The 19,147-nt window shown below is 33.5% G+C and carries 17 protein-coding genes; 11 read left to right on the top strand and 6 right to left on the bottom strand.

Annotation, left to right across the window (positions count from 1 at the left end; all coding sequences use genetic code 11):
• Positions 1 to 65: 65 nt before the first annotated feature.
• Positions 66 to 1,070: a recombinase RecA gene (gene recA, locus LY08_RS01095; protein WP_111658588.1), complete on the bottom strand. Its 1,005-nt coding sequence runs from the start codon at positions 1,068 to 1,070 to the stop codon at positions 66 to 68.
• A gap of 435 nt (positions 1,071 to 1,505) precedes the next feature.
• Between recA and trhO the strand changes: the two genes are divergently transcribed.
• The 7 genes from trhO to LY08_RS01130 all read left to right on the top strand — a co-directional run bounded on the left by trhO (position 1,506) and on the right by LY08_RS01130 (position 9,032).
• Positions 1,506 to 2,570: an oxygen-dependent tRNA uridine(34) hydroxylase TrhO gene (gene trhO, locus LY08_RS01100; protein WP_111658589.1), complete on the top strand. Its 1,065-nt coding sequence runs from the start codon at positions 1,506 to 1,508 to the stop codon at positions 2,568 to 2,570.
• A 185-nt stretch (positions 2,571 to 2,755) separates the two neighbouring features.
• Positions 2,756 to 4,015, top strand: a complete 1,260-nt coding sequence (locus tag LY08_RS01105) for a PSP1 domain-containing protein (RefSeq protein WP_111658590.1) — start codon at positions 2,756 to 2,758, stop codon at positions 4,013 to 4,015.
• Complete coding sequence (locus LY08_RS01110) at positions 4,002 to 4,484, top strand: gliding motility lipoprotein GldH (protein WP_111658591.1); 483 nt, start codon at positions 4,002 to 4,004, stop codon at positions 4,482 to 4,484. The genes LY08_RS01105 and LY08_RS01110 overlap by 14 nt, the downstream gene beginning before the upstream one ends.
• Positions 4,485 to 4,495: 11 nt before the next feature.
• Entirely contained in the window at positions 4,496 to 6,865 is a 2,370-nt protein-coding gene (locus tag LY08_RS01115; RefSeq protein WP_111658592.1) for a penicillin-binding protein 1A, read from the top strand.
• Positions 6,866 to 6,949: 84 nt separating this feature from the next.
• Positions 6,950 to 7,657, top strand: coding sequence for a CoA transferase subunit A (locus LY08_RS01120; protein WP_111658593.1), 708 nt, complete (start codon positions 6,950 to 6,952; stop codon positions 7,655 to 7,657).
• Between the two features lie 86 nt (positions 7,658 to 7,743).
• Positions 7,744 to 8,397 carry a 3-oxoacid CoA-transferase subunit B gene (locus LY08_RS01125; RefSeq protein ID WP_111658594.1) on the top strand — a complete coding sequence of 218 codons (654 nt, stop codon included), beginning with the start codon at positions 7,744 to 7,746 and terminating at the stop codon, positions 8,395 to 8,397.
• 2 nt (positions 8,398 to 8,399) lie between these two features.
• Positions 8,400 to 9,032, top strand: a complete 633-nt coding sequence (locus tag LY08_RS01130; RefSeq protein WP_111658595.1) for a hypothetical protein — start codon at positions 8,400 to 8,402, stop codon at positions 9,030 to 9,032.
• 277 nt (positions 9,033 to 9,309) lie between these two features.
• On the opposite strand, the gene LY08_RS01135 is transcribed toward LY08_RS01130, so the two are convergent.
• Entirely contained in the window at positions 9,310 to 10,998 is a 1,689-nt protein-coding gene (locus LY08_RS01135) for an ABC transporter ATP-binding protein (RefSeq protein ID WP_111658596.1), read from the bottom strand.
• Positions 10,999 to 11,179: 181 nt separating this feature from the next.
• On the opposite strand from LY08_RS01135, the gene LY08_RS01140 reads away from it, so the two are divergent.
• Positions 11,180 to 13,723 carry an immunoglobulin-like domain-containing protein gene (locus tag LY08_RS01140; RefSeq protein ID WP_111658597.1) on the top strand — a complete coding sequence of 848 codons (2,544 nt, stop codon included), beginning with the start codon at positions 11,180 to 11,182 and terminating at the stop codon, positions 13,721 to 13,723.
• A 147-nt stretch (positions 13,724 to 13,870) separates the two neighbouring features.
• Positions 13,871 to 14,554 carry a LamG domain-containing protein gene (locus LY08_RS01145; protein ID WP_111658598.1) on the top strand — a complete coding sequence of 228 codons (684 nt, stop codon included), beginning with the start codon at positions 13,871 to 13,873 and terminating at the stop codon, positions 14,552 to 14,554.
• A 44-nt stretch (positions 14,555 to 14,598) separates the two neighbouring features.
• Here the strand turns inward: LY08_RS01145 and LY08_RS01150 are convergent, their stop codons facing one another.
• From LY08_RS01150 to LY08_RS01165, 4 genes are read right to left on the bottom strand one after another with little or no spacing between them, the layout of a single operon-like run.
• Positions 14,599 to 15,312, bottom strand: coding sequence for a 3'-5' exonuclease (locus LY08_RS01150; RefSeq protein WP_111658599.1), 714 nt, complete (start codon positions 15,310 to 15,312; stop codon positions 14,599 to 14,601).
• A gap of 10 nt (positions 15,313 to 15,322) precedes the next feature.
• Complete coding sequence (locus LY08_RS01155) at positions 15,323 to 16,477, bottom strand: serine hydrolase domain-containing protein (RefSeq protein ID WP_111658600.1); 1,155 nt, start codon at positions 16,475 to 16,477, stop codon at positions 15,323 to 15,325.
• Between the two features lie 49 nt (positions 16,478 to 16,526).
• A complete protein-coding gene (locus LY08_RS01160) occupies positions 16,527 to 17,000 on the bottom strand; it encodes a methylated-DNA--[protein]-cysteine S-methyltransferase (RefSeq protein ID WP_111658601.1) in 474 nt (157 codons plus the stop codon).
• Positions 17,001 to 18,086, bottom strand: a complete 1,086-nt coding sequence (locus tag LY08_RS01165) for a CNNM domain-containing protein (RefSeq protein ID WP_111658602.1) — start codon at positions 18,084 to 18,086, stop codon at positions 17,001 to 17,003. It abuts the gene before it with no gap.
• A gap of 104 nt (positions 18,087 to 18,190) precedes the next feature.
• Here LY08_RS01165 and LY08_RS01170 point away from each other — a divergent pair, with 104 nt between their 5' ends.
• Together LY08_RS01170 and LY08_RS01175 are read left to right on the top strand one after the other, a co-directional pair.
• Positions 18,191 to 18,430, top strand: coding sequence for a hypothetical protein (locus LY08_RS01170; RefSeq protein WP_111658603.1), 240 nt, complete (start codon positions 18,191 to 18,193; stop codon positions 18,428 to 18,430).
• On the top strand, positions 18,427 to 19,146 hold the full coding sequence (locus LY08_RS01175) for a hypothetical protein (protein WP_111658604.1): 720 nt from the start codon (positions 18,427 to 18,429) through the stop codon (positions 19,144 to 19,146). Before LY08_RS01170 ends, LY08_RS01175 begins: the two co-directional genes overlap by 4 nt.
• Position 19,147 lies beyond the last annotated feature (1 nt).

The following is a 19,147-nucleotide window of genomic DNA, read 5'->3' on the forward strand; positions in this document are numbered from 1 at the left end:
GCATAAACTTTAAAAAGGTTGCGTCATAAATTAAAAAAATCCCGAATATATCGGGATTTTATGTTTTAAAGACTCTCTTTAATAGCGACTTTTATTTTTTCTTCCAGCTCCTCAAATAGTTCTGGATTATCTTTAATAATAAGCTTTACAGCATCTCTACCTTGTCCAAGCTTGGTGTCTTGATAACTAAACCATGACCCACTTTTTTTAATTATTTCTTTTTCTACAGCGACATCTAATATTTCTCCAACTTTACTAACACCTTCACCATACATAATATCAAACTCAGCCATTCTAAATGGTGGTGCTACTTTGTTTTTAACCACTTTAACTCGGGTTTTGTTACCAAGTACTTCACCATTACTATCTTTAATTTGTGTAGATCGTCTAATATCCAAACGTACAGAAGCATAAAACTTAAGGGCATTACCACCAGTAGTCGTTTCTGGGTTACCAAACATAACACCAATTTTTTCACGTAACTGGTTAATAAATATTACAGTACAATTGGTTTTACTAATAGAAGCTGTTAGTTTTCTTAAAGCTTGAGACATTAAACGTGCATGTAATCCCATTTTAGAATCACCCATTTCTCCTTCAATTTCACTTTTAGGAGTTAATGCAGCAACCGAGTCAATAACAACTATATCTATCGCTCCAGAACGAATTAAATTATCTGCAATTTCTAATGCTTGTTCACCATTATCAGGTTGAGAGATAATTAAATTATCAATATCAACTCCTAGTTTTTCGGCATAAAATCTATCAAAAGCATGCTCTGCATCAATAAAAGCAGCAATTCCACCCGCTTTTTGCGCTTCTGCAATAGCATGAAGTGTTAATGTTGTTTTACCAGAAGATTCTGGACCATATATCTCTATAACTCTACCTCTTGGGTATCCGCCAACGCCTAATGCAATATCTAAACCTAAAGACCCAGATGGGATAGCATCTACATCCACCACAGCAGCGTCACTCATTTTCATTACTGTCCCTTTTCCGTAAGCTTTATCTAATTTATCTAATGTTAGCTGTAATGCTTTTAGTTTAGCGTCTTTTTCTTTACTCATACGTCTTTTTTATTATAATTTCTATGCTAAAATACTACTTTTTTAAAGAAATTTAATTTTCTCACGCAACCTTTTTAAAGTTTTTGCATCTACTTATTGAAGTGGAGAAATTATGCTATGAAAAAGAATTATTTAATCCGCTTTTTAAAATGTTAATCCTTGATAATTTTTAAGGTATGAAATATTTAAAAAGATTAGTTTTTACAAAAACATTAGGCGTTTCAGTTGCTATTCTACTTAATAGCAGTTGTAAAGCCGATGGAGGTTAACTCGTAACATTTTTTAATCCAAAACATTAAAAAATTATTAACGAGTTAGTCTATTAAAAGTCCTTTGCAAAGCGTAAAGGACTTTTTTTTACCCTTAAATTGTCTAGGTCACTAAAAATAATACCTTTGCAAAAAACTTTTTATTAACACTTAAAACAAGTATAGCATGCAACTGTACAACAAATTAAGCGCTAATGAAAGAGCAGAACTTATTAAACAAGCAGGTAAAGAACGTTTAACACTATCGTTTTACCAGTATGCTCACATTAGCAATCCACAAGAATTTAGAGACCAATTATTTATTAAATGGGACAGTTTAGACGTCCTAGGTCGTATTTATGTCGCAACCGAAGGGATTAATGCACAACTATCTCTTCCAGCAGATCATTTTGAAGCGTTTAAAAACCATTTAGATAGTATCGATTTTTTAAAAGATGTTAGGCTTAACATTGCAATAGAACAAGATAATATGTCTTTTTTAAAGCTTAAAGTTAAAGTCCGAGAAAAAATTGTAGCAGATGGTTTAAACGATGACACTTTTGATGTCACTAATAAAGGCGTACACCTATCTGCTAAAGAATTTAATGATATGCTTGACAATCCAAACACCGTTTGTGTGGACATGCGTAATCATTACGAAAGCGAAATTGGGCATTTTGATGGAGCAGTAACACCAGATGTGGACACCTTTAGAGAATCTTTAGATATCATAGAAGAAGATTTACGAGATCACAAGGAAGATAAAAACTTACTAATGTATTGTACAGGTGGTATACGTTGCGAAAAAGCAAGTGCCTATTATAAACATAAAGGGTTTAAAAATGTCTATCAGTTGGAAGGTGGAATTATAGAATATACCAGACAAGTTAACGCAGAAGGCATCGAAAATAAATTTATTGGAAAGAACTTTGTATTTGATGAGCGTCGTGCCGAAAAAATTAGTGACGATGTCATCGCGAAATGCCACCAATGTGGTAAACCTTGTGATACACATGTAAATTGTGCTAATGATGCGTGCCATTTACTATTTATACAATGTGAAGACTGTAAAACAGAGATGGATAACTGCTGTTCTTCGACCTGTAAAGACATACACGCACTACCTTATGAAGAACAAAAAGCTCTTAGAAAAGGACAAGGAAATAGTAACGATATCTTTAAAAAAGGACGTGCAGATCACTTACCATATAAAAAAGATTTACGTAATATTTTTGAAACACTTAAAAAGTAATAGCTTACTACATACAACATAAAGCACGATAAAAGTTATCGTGCTTTTTTATATTTTAAAGTCATCTAAATAATCTTATCTTTACAAATTAGAAGAGTTGTTACTGCGTTTTAGCTTGTACAACTAATTATTAATCGTCATCTTAAGGTTAATTCCCTAAGATTCAATATATACACATAAATAGTATGGCTTGTCAAAGTTGCGCTACAGGTAAAGACGGACAACCAAAAGGTTGTAAGAATAACGGAACATGTGGTACAGATAGTTGCAATAAATTAACCGTTTTTGATTGGTTAGCAAACATGTCTGTCCCTAATGGAGAAAAACCTTTTGATTGGGTTGAAGTCCGTTTTAAAAACGGTAGAAAACATTACTATCATAATTCAGAAAATTTAACACTAAGTATCGGAGACATTGTTGCAACTCAAGCACAATCTGGTCATGATATTGGGATGGTTACCCTTACGGGAGAATTAGTTCGCGTTCAAATTAAACGCAAAAAAATAGATACCAAAAACGACGTTTGGAAAATCTACAGAAAAGCGTCTCAAAAAGATATTGATATTTGGAGCGACGCACGTGATAAAGAAGAACCAATGAAGGTTAAAGCGCGTCAATTTGCTATAGATTTGAAATTACAAATGAAAATTTCTGATATCGAGTTTCAGGGTGACGGAAGCAAAGCCACATTTTATTATACCGCAGAAGAACGAGTAGATTTTAGAGAGTTAATTAAAATTTACGCTAGAGAATTCAGAATTCGTATAGAAATGAAACAAGTTGGTTTTCGTCAAGAAGCTTCAAGACTTGGTGGTATAGGCTCTTGTGGTCGCGAGTTGTGTTGCTCGACTTGGTTAACAGATTTTAGATCTGTAAGTACAAGTGCAGCACGTTACCAACAATTATCATTAAACCCACAAAAATTAGCAGGACAGTGTGGTAAGCTAAAATGCTGTTTAAATTACGAGTTAGATTCGTATTTAGATGCCTTAAAAGCATTTCCAAAAACAGACGCTAAATTATACACAGAAAAAGGAACAGCAGTATGCCAAAAAACAGATATTTTTAAGGGTCATATGTGGTATGCCTATGAAGGAGAATGGATGAATTGGCACTTAATTACTGCAGCTCAAGCTAAAGAAATAATAGAACTAAACAAGAAAAAAGAAAAAGTAGCAAGCTTAGAAGAATACGCTGCAGATATTGTTGTAGATACTAAAACAGAGTTTGAAAACGTTGTTGGTCAAGATAGTTTAACACGTTTTGATAGTCCAAAACACAACAAAAAACGTAAAAACAATAGAAACCGTAATAAAAAATCAACACGTAATACTGTAGAAGCTAAATCTAATAATAACAATTCATCAAATAATAGAAAGCCAAAACGAAAGCCAAATAGAAAAAAACCACAAAACAATAACAATAAAACCAATGAGAGCAAGTAATATCCTATTAGTTTTATTGACAGTACTAGTTACATCTTGTGACTCAAAAGCAGTTTTTGACGAGTATAAAAGTGTATCTACAGCTTGGAATAAAGAAGATATTGTAAGCTTTAATATTAATGCGCCAGACTCGATTAAACCTTATAATTTGTTTGTAAATATTAGAAATACAAATGCTTATAAGTTTAGTAATTTATACTTAATAGTAGAAATGAATTTCCCTCACGGAAAGACATTAACAGATACTTTAGAGTATGAAATGACTAAAAAAAATGGCGAATGGTTAGGCGAAGGGTTAACTGCTGTTAAAGAAAATAAGTTGTGGTACAAAGAAGGTGTTGTTTTTAACGAAAGTGGTACTTACACTGTTAATATACAGCACGCTATGCGTAATAATGGAGAGGTTAATGGTGTTGTAAACTTAGAAGGTATTACAGATGTAGGTTTTAGAGTAGAAAAAATAGAATAATAGTCTAACATATGGCAAAAACAAATAAATCAGAAGAGGCAGGCTTCGAAAAATATGTACGTTGGTTTTGGATGTTATTTTTAGGTGGATTACTTTCAATAGTACTTCTATTTTTATTAGCATCTTGGGGAGTTTTGGGTGAAATGCCTGATCACACGCAATTAGAAAACCCTAAAACTAATTTAGCTACTGAAATTATTTCTTCAGACGGAGAAACGCTAGGTAAATTTTATTTTAGAGATAATCGTACTCCTGTTAGTTATGACGAGCTACCACAACATTTAGTTGATGCTTTAATAGCAACAGAAGATGTTAGATACTTAGAACACTCTGGTATTGATGGTCGTGGTACGTTGCGAGCAATTTTAAAACCAGGAAGTGGAGGTGCTAGTACAATTACACAACAATTAGCAAAACAATTATTTACCAAAAGAGCCTCAAGTAATAAGGTAAAAAGAGTGTTGCAGAAATTTAAAGAATGGATTATTGCCATTCGTTTAGAGCGCCAATACACTAAAGAAGAAATTGTCGCTCAATATTTAAATATTGTAGATTTTGATAATAATGCAGATGGAATACGATCGGCATCCAGAATCTATTTTGGAGGTAAAGAACCCAAAGAATTAAGTATAAAAGAGTCTGCAATGATTGTTGGAATGCTTAAAAATCCTTCATTATATAACCCATTAAAAGATAAAGGAGAACGAGCTGTAAAAACAAAAGCAAGAAGAAACGTAGTTTTTGCTCAAATGGCTAAGTATGGTTATATCACAGATAAAGAAAAAGATTCACTTCAAAAAACCGATTTAGGATTAAGATACACTCCAGACTCACACAGTTCTGGAACTGCTACTTATTTTAGAGAGTATTTAAGAGACTTTATGAAAAATTGGATAAACGATCCAAAAAATCGTAAGCCAGATGGTAGTAAATATAATATCAATAATGACGGTTTAAAAATCTACACAACTATAGACTCGCGTATGCAGCGATATGCAGAAGAAGCAGTTGCTAGACACATGCCAAGATTACAAGCTGAGTTTTTTCATCAAAACACTCCAGACCGTAATCCAACCGCTCCTTTTTTAGGATTAACCAAAGAAGAGGAAGAGCAATTGATGTATAATGCTATGAGCAGAGGAGAACGTTGGAGAATATTAAAAAATGCAGGTAAAAGCGAAAAAGAAATTAGAGCTTCTTTTTACAAGCCAGCTAAAATGACAGTGTTTAAATGGGATAAAAACGGACAACCAAGTGAAGTAGACACTATTATGAAACCTATAGATTCTATGCGTTATTATAAGCATTTTCTGCATCCAGGAATGATGAGTATGGATCCACAAACAGGACATGTTAAAGCTTGGGTTGGTGGTATGAACTATAGAAGTTTCCAATATGATCACGTCAAACAAGGAAAACGCCAGGTTGGATCTACGTTTAAACCTTTTGTTTACGCAACTGCAATTAACCAATTGCACATGTCACCTTGTGATAAGTTACCACGTGCTCCAATAACTATTGAAGCCAATAAATATGGTAATCCAGAACCATGGTCTCCAAAAAATAATGACGGAGATTACAGTGGAGAATTAAATTTAAAACAAGCGTTAGCAAACTCTGTAAATACCATTACAGCCAGATTAATGGATAAAGTTGGCCCACAACCTGTAGCAGAATTAGCACAAAATCTTGGAATAACATCAGAGATCCCATTAGTGCCTTCTATTGCTTTGGGTACTCCAGATATTAGTGTATACGAAATGGTTGGTGCCTATGCTGCATTTGCAAATCAAGGGGTTTATACCAAACCTGTTATGGTAACCACTATTGTAGATAAAAACGATACAGTTTTATATCAATTTGTACCAGAAACTAGAGATGTATTAAGTGAAGAAACAGCTTATGTAACGGTAAAACTTATGCAAGGTGTAGTAGAGTCTGGTTCAGGAAGCAGATTAAGAACCGTTGGAAGAGATAAATGGGATGCTTCCTACAGAGAAGTGGTTACAGGATATCCTTATGAACTAACAAATCCTATAGCTGGTAAAACAGGAACAACACAAAACCAATCTGATGGTTGGTTTATGGGTATGGTGCCTAACTTAGTAACTGGTGTATGGGTTGGTGCAGAAGACAGAGCGACCCATTTTAGCAGAACAAAATATGGTCAAGGCGCAGCTATGGCTTTACCTATTTGGGGAATATATATGAAAAGCTGTTATGAAGACGAGACTTTAGACGTATCAAAATCAGACTTTCCACGTCCTTCTAATTTAACAATAGCAGTAGATTGTGAAAACTATGTGCCTGATGGTGGTGATTCACCTGGATTAGATCTTCCAGAAGATGACGTCCCTGACGAATTAGAAATGAATCCATAACTAATACATTAAAAAATAAAAGCCATTCACTTTAGAATGGCTTTTTTATTTCTTAAATTTAAACCACTTAAAAATTAGAAAATAATGATTCTAAAAACAGTAAATTCTGTAGAAGAAGCACTAGATGGTGTCAAGGATAATATGACCTTTATGCTAGGTGGTTTTGGACTTAGTGGTATCCCAGAAAACGCAATTGCAGAACTTGTAAAACGAAACGTAAAAGGCGTGACGTGTATCTCTAACAATGCAGGAGTGGACGATTTTGGATTGGGTTTATTACTACAAAAAAAGCAAATCAAAAAAATGGTATCCTCATACGTAGGAGAGAATGACGAATTTGAACGACAAATGTTGTCAGGAGAGTTGGATGTCGAGCTGATTCCGCAAGGGACTTTAGCAGAACGTTGTCGTGCTGCACAAGCTGGTTTTCCTGCTATTTACACACCAGCAGGATATGGCACAGAAGTAGCAGAAGGCAAAGAAACCAGAGAATTTGACGGTAAAATGTATGTATTAGAACATGCGTTTAAAGCCGACTTTGCTTTTGTAAAAGCTTGGAAAGGTGATGCTGCCGGAAATTTGATTTTTAAAGGCACTGCTAGAAACTTTAATCCATGCATGGCTGGAGCTGCAAAAATTACAGTTGCTGAGGTAGAGGAGTTGGTTCCTGTAGGCGATTTAGACCCTAATCAAATACACATCCCAGGTATATTTGTACAACGTATTTTTCAAGGGAAAACCTATGAAAAACGCATAGAACAAAGAACAGTTAGACAAAAAGAAGTTAGCTAGTTAAAAGTGCCTAAAATGCGCTAAATTTTAGAGTATTAAAAAGATAGATTTTTAACTATAAATACTTATAACTTTAAACTAAAAAAATGTTAGATAAAACAGGAATAGCTAAGCGTATAGCAAAAGAAGTTAAAGACGGTTATTATGTTAACCTAGGTATTGGTATACCTACTTTAGTTGCCAATTATGTACGTGATGATATACAAGTAGAATTTCAGTCGGAAAACGGAGTATTGGGTATGGGTCCTTTTCCTTTTGAAGGCGAAGAAGATGCAGATATTATTAACGCAGGAAAACAAACCATAACGACCCTTCCAGGAGCAAGTTTTTTTGATTCTGCTATGAGTTTTTCTATGATTAGAGGTCAACATGTAGACCTAACCATTTTAGGAGCAATGGAAGTAGCGGAAAACGGAGACATTGCCAATTGGAAAATACCTGGAAAAATGGTAAAAGGTATGGGTGGTGCAATGGATTTAGTGGCTAGTGCAGAAAATATAATTGTTGCCATGATGCATACTAATCGTGCAGGAGAATCTAAACTACTTATACGATGCAGTTTACCATTAACAGGTGTTGGATGTGTCAAAAAAATAGTAACTAATCTAGCGGTTATAGAAGTTACAGATAAAGGGTTTAAGCTTTTAGAACGCGCTCCAGGTGTAACGGTTGAAGACATCCAAAAAGCAACAGAAGGGACTTTAATTATTGAAGGTGATATTCCTGAGATGAGCCTGTAATAATGCGAATCAAGACCTTAACAAATCAATTTGTAAATTATCACTACGTATTAGATAGAGATTATACTCTTATCCAAGATCGCTTTCTTAGAAACACCACTATTGCATTAGATTTTCTAGTAAAATCAAGTGCATTAACAATTACTTTTAAAGAAGAAGATCATACCCATCAAGTAGATGTTATTGATGTTTTAGTAGCAGACACAGATAATAATATCACCATTATTCCAGCTCAAAAAAATGCGTATAGTCCAAAATATAATACCATTTTATTTTACGATACACATGGAGTAGTCTTTAGAAAAAACCATAAAAAAAGTTGGTTTAAGCGTAACAAAGGGTACAATTCTCCAGTATCTCTGTTGTCTCATGAGTTAATTCATTGTTATAATGAATTGTACGATACACAAGATTATCTTCAAAGAAAACAAGACCAGACCTCAAAAGGTCAAAAAATTGATGCAGATGGACGCGATTTATCTTTCCCTAATGCAGAGGAAGTATTTGTAATTAAAATGACCAATCAAGTTGCAGCTAGATTAGGAGAAGACAGACGATCTAATTATGGTAGAAGTTATTATCCAACACAAAGTGTTTTAACGACTAAACGATTAAAAATTAAATTAAATTTGTAAGAAAATTCTATTTAATGTTAAAAAAAGATGTATTTCATCGAAAAATAATGCTTTTTGTCTGATTATTCTAAAATGAGGTTGTATGTTTGTAATCCCAAACCTAACCATTTAACATAAAGCCCAAGTCTACCATGACTTAACCTAAATGTTAAACTTTTTTGTTCCAAATTTACCAAAAACTTAACCTACTATGTTTTTAAAAAATTTAAAAAAAAGAATACAAAACACCATTAGTTTTATTAATAGTGTTTTGTATTTAACAAAAAAAGTATTTATGCTATAACCCTTTAGGGATTGCTGAAATTAATTTTTTTGTATAGTCTTTTTTAGGCGAGTTGTAAATAACATCTGCATCGTCTAATTCTTCAATTTTACCTTGATTCATAACCAACAATTGGTCACTCATGTATTTGACTACTGCTAAGTCATGAGATATAAATATATAGGTAAAACCAAAGTTTTCCTTCAATTCATTTAACAAATTTAAAACTTGTGCTTGCACAGAAATGTCTAAAGCAGACACAGACTCGTCGCAAACAATTAACTTAGGTTGTAACGCTATAGTGCGTGCAATACCTACACGTTGTCTTTGACCACCAGAGAATTGGTGTGGATATTTATTAAAAGCTGATTCCTCCAGACCAACACGTTTTAATACATCCATAGTTTGTTCTTTTCGTTCTTTATCAGAAGTAAATAAATTATGGACTTTCATAGGTTCCATAATAGCATTACCAATAGTAAGTCTTGGGTTTAAAGAGGCATATGGATCTTGAAAAATTATCTGAATATCTTTTCTAATTGCTTTAGTTTCAGCTTTAGTTAAGTTTGTAATGTCTTTTCCTTTATATAAAATATGTCCTTTAGTGGCTTTATCTAAAAGTAAAATGGCATTTCCTAGGGTAGATTTTCCACAACCAGATTCTCCTACTAATCCTAAGGTTTCACCTTCATATAATTTAAAACTTACTTTATTAACTGCTTTAAAAGTTTCTGTTTTTGCAAAAAATCCAGATTTAGAAATATATTCTTTTTCAAGATTTACCACTTCTAATAATGGCGCTTTAGAGTATATTTTTTTATGCTGAATTTGACGCATATCACTGGTAATAATTGCATCAGATACAGTGTCATTTAGCACGTCTTTTATAGTTGGTAATGTTTTTAATCGGACCTCTAAAGAAGGTCTAGATTGTATTAAAGCTTTAGTATACGGATGTTTGGGTTGTTTAAAAATATTTTCAACCGTGTTTTGTTCTACTATTTCACCTTGGTACATGACTACAACACGGTTTGCAATTTCAGAGATTAAACTTAAATCATGAGTAATAAAAATGATGCTCATTTTAGTCTCTTCTTGCAATTCTTTTAACAAACTAATTATGTCCTTTTGGACGGTTACATCTAACGCAGTAGTTGGCTCGTCAGCAATTAATAGCTGTGGTTTGCAGGCTATAGCCATAGCAATCATGACACGTTGTTTTTGCCCACCAGAAATCTCATGTGGATACGATTTATAGACGCGTTCTGGATGTGGAAGTTTTACTTTATTAAAAAGTAAAAGGGTTTCACCTTTTATCTGATTTTTTGTCAAGTTTGTGTGCTGAAACAAAATTTCTTCAACCTGTTTTCCGCAGGTCATGGATGGGTTTAAAGAACTCATGGGTTCTTGAAAAATCATCGCAATTTTTTGACCTCTTATAGCTTGAAATTGTTTGTTACTTATTGTAGTTAAATCTAAATCGTTAAACGTAATTGTTCCAGATGTAATATTAGACACACGCTTAGGTAACAACCCAAGAATAGCCAAAGAAGACACTGATTTTCCAGAACCAGACTCGCCTACAATTCCAACAATTTCATTTTCAAATACAGAATAGGAAATATTTTTAATAATGGATTGGTCTATGCCATCATTTTTAAAACTAATTGATAGGTTATTTATATGAAGTAAAATAGTGCTCATTTATGTAAAAGTAATTTATTTCTTTCAATTGATTGAGGGTAAAACCACACTTGTAATCGAATAGTATTTTTTATCACGTTTTTTGTCGAAAAAAACAAAAAACAAAATGTTTAATTAATAAAAAATCAATACTTTCAGTACCGAATTAATAAAATATTATATAATCTATTAAACTATTCGTATGAAAAAAACTTTTACTTTATTTATTTTAAGTTTTCTTATGGCTTTTTCTGTTTTTGCACAACAAGATAGAAATTGTTCTACAATGCAAAACTTAGAATACAGACAACAATTAGATCCTACCTTACAACAGCGCATGGATCAAATAGAAGCTTATACGCAACAACGCATTGCGGAAGCACAAAATGCCAGAATAGATGGAAGCATTATAACTATTCCAGTTGTGGTGCACGTCATTTATAGCAATTCTAACGAGAATATAAGCGAAGCTCAAATTTTGTCTCAAATACAAGTATTAAATGACGATTTTAGACGTACTAATGCTGATGCTAATAACACATGGTCTCAAGCTGCAGATACAGAAATTCAGTTTTGTATGGCTACTGTAGATCCAAACGGAAATGCAACTAATGGTATTACAAGAAAATCTTCAACAAGAACTTCTTGGGGAACCAACGATGATATGAAAAAATCGTCTCAAGGTGGAGTAGATCCTTGGGATACCTCGCAATATTTAAACATGTGGGTATGTAATATAGGAGGCGGAATTTTAGGTTACGCACAGTTTCCTGGAGGTAGTGCTGCAACAGATGGTGTGGTTATGGGTCCTCAATACTTCGGAAGTAAAAATGGAGGTTCTGGATTTTATTTATCTGCTCCTTTTGACTTAGGACGTACAACAACCCATGAGGTTGGACACTTTTTAAACTTACGTCATATTTGGGGAGATGGTAATTGTAATGCAGACGACTTTGTGTCTGATACACCAACATCAGATGCTGCAAATTATGGTTGCGCAACTGGTCATGTATCTTGTGGTACTACAGATATGGTACAAAATTATATGGATTATAGCGATGACTCTTGTATGAATTTATATACTCAGGGTCAAAAAGCTAGAATGAGAGCTGTTTTATTACCAGGAGGAGTTAGAGCTAGTTTAGGTGCTTCAACTAAGTGTGATGGAGGCGGAAGTACACCAACTTGTACAGACGGAATCCAAAATGGAGATGAAACTGGAGTTGATTGTGGAGGTTCTTCTTGCTCACCTTGTCAAACTGCTTGTAACGACAACGATGTTAACGTTACGATTACTTTTGATAATTATCCTGAAGAAACTGCATGGACCATTAAAAACTCAAGTGGTACTACAGTTGCATCTGGAGGAACTTATGGGTCTCAACCAGATGGTTCTACTATTTCTGAAACATTATGTTTACCAGATGGATGTTATGACTTTACAATAACAGATGCGTATGGAGATGGTATATGTTGTTCTTACGGAAATGGGTCTTACAGTGTGACTAATGGATCTACAACCTTAGCGTCTGGAGGATCGTTTGCAAGCTCTGAAGTGACAAACTTTTGTGTAGGAAGTGCTCCTGCAGATACAGTTAAACCTGTCATTACTTTAAACGGAAACGCAACTATTAATTTAACTGTAGGAGACACTTATAACGAACAAGGTGCTACTGCTACAGATGATGTGGATGGTAATTTAACCTCTAGTATTGTTATTACTGGAACAGTAAATACAAACTCTGCAGGAACTTACACTAGATTTTATAATGTAAGTGATGCAGCAGGAAATGCAGCAGATCAAGTTACAAGAACGGTTGTTGTAAGCCCTGCAACTTCTGGATGTACAGGAGGTGTGTCTTCTTTCCCATATAGTGAAGGTTTTGAGTCTAGCTTTGGATTATGGACACAAGGAAGTGGAGACGACTTTAACTGGACAAGAAGAAGCGGATCAACACCATCAAGCAATACAGGACCATCTAGTGCAGCTGCAGGATCGCAGTATGCTTATATGGAGTCTTCTGCACCAAACTATTCAAACAAACGCGCCATTTTAGTATCACCTTGTTTTGATTTATCTGGTGTTAATAATGCAAACTTTAGCTTTAAATACCATATGTATGGATCATCTGCTATGGGAAGCTTAAGTGTAGCTATTAGTACAAATAATGGGTCATCTTGGACAACTATTTGGTCAAGATCTGGAAACCAAGGTAATGCTTGGCAAGATGCTAGTGTAGACTTGTCATCATACTCTGGTGATGCTGTTAGATTACGTTTTGATGGTACTACAGGTACAACATGGCAAGGTGATATGGCAGTAGATGCTATAAGCTTAACTAACGGAGCTGCAGATAAGTGTGCTGGAGTGTCTCCATGGAGTAGTGGTACAAGTTATTCTACAGGAGATCAAGTAACATATAATGGATATTTATACGAAAGAACCAATTCTGGTTGGGTAAATCTTGGTCCTTGTGGTACAGCAAGAATAGACAATCAAGGATTTGTACAACATTTAGGTGTAGCTATTTCAGTATATCCAAACCCTGTAAAAGGTAATACGTTATTTGTAAAAACTAATGTAGAAAACTTACCATATACAGTTGTTAATATGTTAGGACAACAAGTAGCTAAAGGTATTACAACATCAAAAGGTATAAATGTGAGCCAATTAGAAGCTGGTTTATACTTAGTACAGTTTGAAGTAAATGATACTATTGAAACTAGAAAATTCTTAAAGCAATAACTAGAAAAAAAATCCCTAAACTAACAAATGTTATTGCTAAAAAGTCCCAACGAAAGTTGGGGCTTTTTTTTTCATAAAATTGCTACTTAAGTAGTAAACTAGTAATTGTATTAAGTATAGATTTGTATAAAATTTAAACCTAAATCAATGAAAAAAATTTTACTATTTAATGTTATTGTTTTTTATTCTTTAATTTCATTTTCACAAACACCAGCAACCGCTTTAAATTTTGATGGGATTGATGATTATGTAAATCTTACTAATCAAACACAAGCTTTTAATTACAACTCATCATCTGTTTTTACCATAGAGTTTTGGATTAAACCTAGTGATAAAATAACCTCTCAAACTATTATTGGAAAGGGAAGCAGAACAGCAGGTAAAGGATATATAATTAGAGTTGTAAACAATCAAATTTCTTTTAGAAATAGAGATGTAATAATTGGAGGTGTCAATACTGCAATTTCACCTACAGCTTGGTCTCATGTGGCTGTAACGTATAATGCGACTGCTGTAAAAATTTACATCAATGGTGTTTTAAAACAAACCGGAACATTAGCTATTACACCTCATGCAGGAAATGCTCCGCATAAAATGTTTATTGGTGCAAGACGAGCAGATAATGGAAATTCAGATACTAGACAGCGCCATTTTAAAGGCACATTAGATGATTTACGTTTTTGGAGTGTAGAAAGAACAGGGTCTGAGATTATGAGTTCAAAAGATTGCGCATTAACTGGGTCAGAAACTAATTTAGTCTCTTACTTTAAATTTGACCAAGGATTTAATAATCAGAATAATAGTACCCAGACGACATTAATCAATTACTAAATATAGTTGAAAAAAAATATTCAATCTAAAATTAGTAATGACTTTTATACATGTATAATCTCATCATCAGTCAAAATACTATCACCACGAAGACGTAAAAAGATTTGTGCTACAGCAATGGTATCTTTTTCGCAATAAGTAATAATGCGGTCAATATCATTATCTTCATAATAAACACGGTACACTTCGCTACCATCAATATCATCTTTTGGGGACGGAATGCCTAATACATTAGTCATAAGTTTTAATGAGGTGTAGGTTTTATAATCACCAAATTTCCATAGTTCTAAAGTATCCAAGTGTGGTACTTCCCAGGGTTTTTTACCAAACAAGTTTAATTTGTAAGGTAATTCTATGTTATGAATAATCATCCGACGTGCGATGTAAGGAAAATCAAATTCTTTTCCATTGTGTGCACATAACAAGTGTTTAGCCTGACTAAAATGCGAGATTAATAAGTTTTTAAATTCTATTAAAAGCTGACGTTCTTCACCATAAAAAGAAGTGGTTCTAAACAATCGTGTATCCCCTTGAATGGTAAAATAACCTACCGAAATACAAATAATTTTTCCAAACTCTGCCCAAATACCTGCTCGGTCATAAAATTCTTCAGCTGTAAACTCGTCTTTTCTTTGGTAGCTTGATTTAGCTTCCCAAAGCTCTTGTTTGGTTGCGTCTAATTCCTTGAAGAATTGTGTTTCAGGAACGGTTTCAATATCTAAAAATAGGATGTTTTCTAGGTTGAGTTTAGAAATCATATTACATTTATTATTTGGTATTCATCATCTTATAAGCCTCATCAATATATAACGATATATCTTTGGTGTAAGCACCAATTCCTGCATCTGGTGATTTTTGATGTCCTAACCTAACAATAATGACATTGTCATCTGGTTGCACAATAACATATTGTCCAAGGTGCCCACGCATCATAAAAAAGTCTTTTCCATTTTGGTTTTTAAGCCACCAACCATAACCGTATTCTGGACTAGAAGGGAAACGTGGTTTTAGTGATTTTGCCACAAAAGCCGAATCTAATAGTTGTTGTCCATTCCATTGTCCATGGTCTTTGTATAGCTTTCCAAAACGCGCAAAATCTTTAGCATTACTAGCAATACAACAATAGGCTTTTACCAAATCGTCTTCTGCACTATCTAATTGCCATAGGGTTGGGTTTTCGCTACCTAAAGGTTTCCAAAAGCTTTCGGTTAAATAATTATATAGTTTTTTACCTGTTGCTTTTTCTATAACCATCGCTAGCATTTGTGTGTCTCCACTAGCGTATTTAAAAGCTTGTCCGGGTGTGGTTACCACTTTTAAGCCATTCATTACCTTTTGTAAATCGTCATCAAAATACGCACGTGTAGTAATGGATAATGGTGAATAATAAGCTTCGTCCCAATTAGTTCCTGAAGCCATACTAGATAAATCTCCAACCGTCATTTTAGCAGCTTCACCATCACAAAAAGCAGGTAGAAAATCGCAAACAGGTTGGTCTAAACTCTTAATATGACCTTCCATAATAGCTTTTCCTAGTAATCCAGATACATAGCTTTTAGCCATAGAGAAGGAGTTGGATTTTGAGTTTGCGTCATAACCATCATAATAGTTTTCAAACCAAATACTATCATTTTTAATAATTACATAAGCTACAGTTCCCCAATCTTTGTTGGCTTTTTGTAAGGTTTCAGTTTCTGTAACGGTATTATAATCTTTATGGTTTGGCCAAGGTTGAGGTGTTCCGTTTTCAACCACTTGATTATCAAAACGTTTATAGTCATCTAAAAATGCAGTAGTGTAACCACGCATATAAATGGTGCGAACGGCTTTAAGAAGATAGTCTGTGTCTGTGATGTAAAGGATTGCTATTAGTATTCCAAAAAGGACAACTAATACTTTTAGGAGCTTTTTTATAAATTTCATTAATGTTAGTTTAGAATATTAAATATAGAAAATTAAATTGGAAATAAACCTAAAACAGACTTTGCTGCTTGTATGGACTTTCGTGTTCAAGTAACCATTGTTTTCTGTGTAATCCACCAGCATAACCAGTTAAACTTCCGTCACTACCAATAACACGATGACACGGAATAATAATCCATAAGGGGTTTTTACCATTAGCATTTGCAACAGCACGAATAGCTTTAACGTCTCCAAGTTTTTTTGATAACGAAAGATAAGAGGTTGTTTTTCCGTAGGGAATGTTTTGCAGTTCTTCCCAAACGTGTTTTTGAAAAATAGTCCCTTGCGGATTTAGTTTTAAACTAAATTGTTGTCGTGTACCTTCAAAATACTCGTTAAGCTGAAGCACACAATCTTCTAAAACATCTGGAATAATATCAGTTATTTTTTCTTCTGAATTCAGAACAGTTACAGAAGTAATACCATCTTTATCACCTACTATTTTGGTGTAACCTAAAGGCGATTTGATGATGCACTCTTCCATTTATTCAGGATTAGATACTTGTCCGTTATGGTCAATAATACCTAGCTTTTTAGCTCGAGCTTCCCAGCTTTTTCTGGCTAAACTTTGTAAATCGCTAACGTTGTCACTTTCATCCATAATCTCCATGCCTAATAAGGTTTCAATCACGTCTTCCATGGTTACTATTCCGCTTACAGATCCATACTCGTCAACCACTAAAGCCATGTGGTTTCTGGTTTCTACAAGTTTTTCAAAAAGGGTAGGGATAGCTAAATCACGATTTACTATTATTATATCTCTTTTAAGTTCTGATAGTTTTTTGCTACCATTACCCAAAGCCATTTCTTTAAAAATTTCGTCTTTTAAAACTAGACCTTTAATATTGTCTTCTGTATCTGCATACACAGGGATTCTAGAAAAACGAAGATTCATGTTTTTATTAAAAAAGTCTTCGACTGTAGTGGTTTCGTTTTCAGACTTCATAACTGTTCTAGGCGTCATGACATCCTTTGCAAATACTTCTTTAAAGGTTAATAAATTTTTAATAATCTTACTTTCGTTACCTTCAAAAACGCCTTCTTCATGAGCCATATCTGCCATCACTAAAAACCCTTCACGACTTAAAACGCTTCCATGACCTTTACCACCAATTAGTTTTGTAGTAAGTTGCATGAGCCATAATAACCCAGTCCATTTTAAAGGAAAAATTAAAACATTAAGTGCTTTAGTGGTAAAATTAGCTAGACTTTTCCAGTACGTAGCACCAATAGTTTTTGGTATAATTTCTGAAGCAACTAATATTAAAATAGTCATAACTGCAGACACTATAAAAACACCATAACCATCACCACTTCCGTATAGTCCTTCGGCTTCTTTACCTACTAAAATTGCTCCAACAGTGTGTGCAATGGTATTAAGAGTTAAAATTGCAATTAATGGTCTGTCAACGTCTTTTTTTAAGGCTTCAAGTTTTAGCGCATAATGCTTCCCTTCTTGTTTTTTTACATTAATAAAAGTTGGTGTTACACTTAATAATACTGCTTCTAGGATAGAGCATAAAAATGAAAAAAAGATAGAGATTACTCCGTAAAATATTAGTAAAGCCATTAATTTCAGATAGTTTTTTTGTAAAAATAGCTATATTTTTCTTAACTTGTAATTATTAATTATTCCCTACAATTAATTAGTAGCCAAATTTAAATCTTTAAATTATGGATACTAAAACTTACCAGATTACAGAGAAAACTTGCTATAAAACCGATTGTAAACTCAAATTTAATGTTGTTACTTCTTCCATAGATACTGTTGTTGCTACACCAGTAGAGGAATTAGATTTTAAAACTTCAAGAGAAAACACAGTAACTACAACAGGCACTATTACAGACTATATCGTCGTAACATGTCCATCTGGACATACACAAAGCGTGTTTTTAACATCTAATAAACCATGAGCGAGCTAAAAGATTTTGACACTTTTTGGTTAGAAAAAGGTCAAACGTTAGTAAATGAAACCTTTACTAACTTAAAAAAACATTTAAAAAATCAAAGTAATTACCTAAAAGCCTTATTAGGGTTTTATACTTTTCTTGGATTAACATCTTCGCTTATTACAACAACAACAGATTATAAAGTCTATTTAGCCTTTATTTTGCCATACATAATTTTATTATTGGCTCAATTTAAAATTTCTGTTGGTCAAAAAGCACAATTAGAAACCCTAGATTTAAGAAGTCCTTTAAAAATAAATGATGCATACAATAAATTAGTCTTGAGTTTACAAGAGGATGTTATTAGTGCTAAAAGATGGGTTGCTAGGGCTACCATAGCAATATTGGTAGGAGGTACAGCTTCTTTTTACTTTTTAAATAAAGATAAGGCTGCAAAAGCAAAACTTTATAAAATTGAAGCTAGAGCAGATACAATCTCTGGGTACGAAGATGAAGGATTGAAAGACTTTATAAAAACTCAACAATTAAAAGTATCTAAAGTAAAAGGTGAAAATAAAGTAACAGTTGAAGCTAAATTTACGAAGGATAAAATAATTGAATTAACGTTATTAACCACTAAAGATAGTACCATTACTAAAGCTATAAAAATTCCAAAATTAGTTAATTGTACTATGGATATTAGCGACATTAAAGAGTTGTTAAACACTAAAATTAAATAGA

This window comes from Olleya aquimaris (assembly GCF_003259525.1).
Taxonomy (GTDB): Bacteria; Bacteroidota; Bacteroidia; order Flavobacteriales; family Flavobacteriaceae; genus Olleya; species Olleya aquimaris.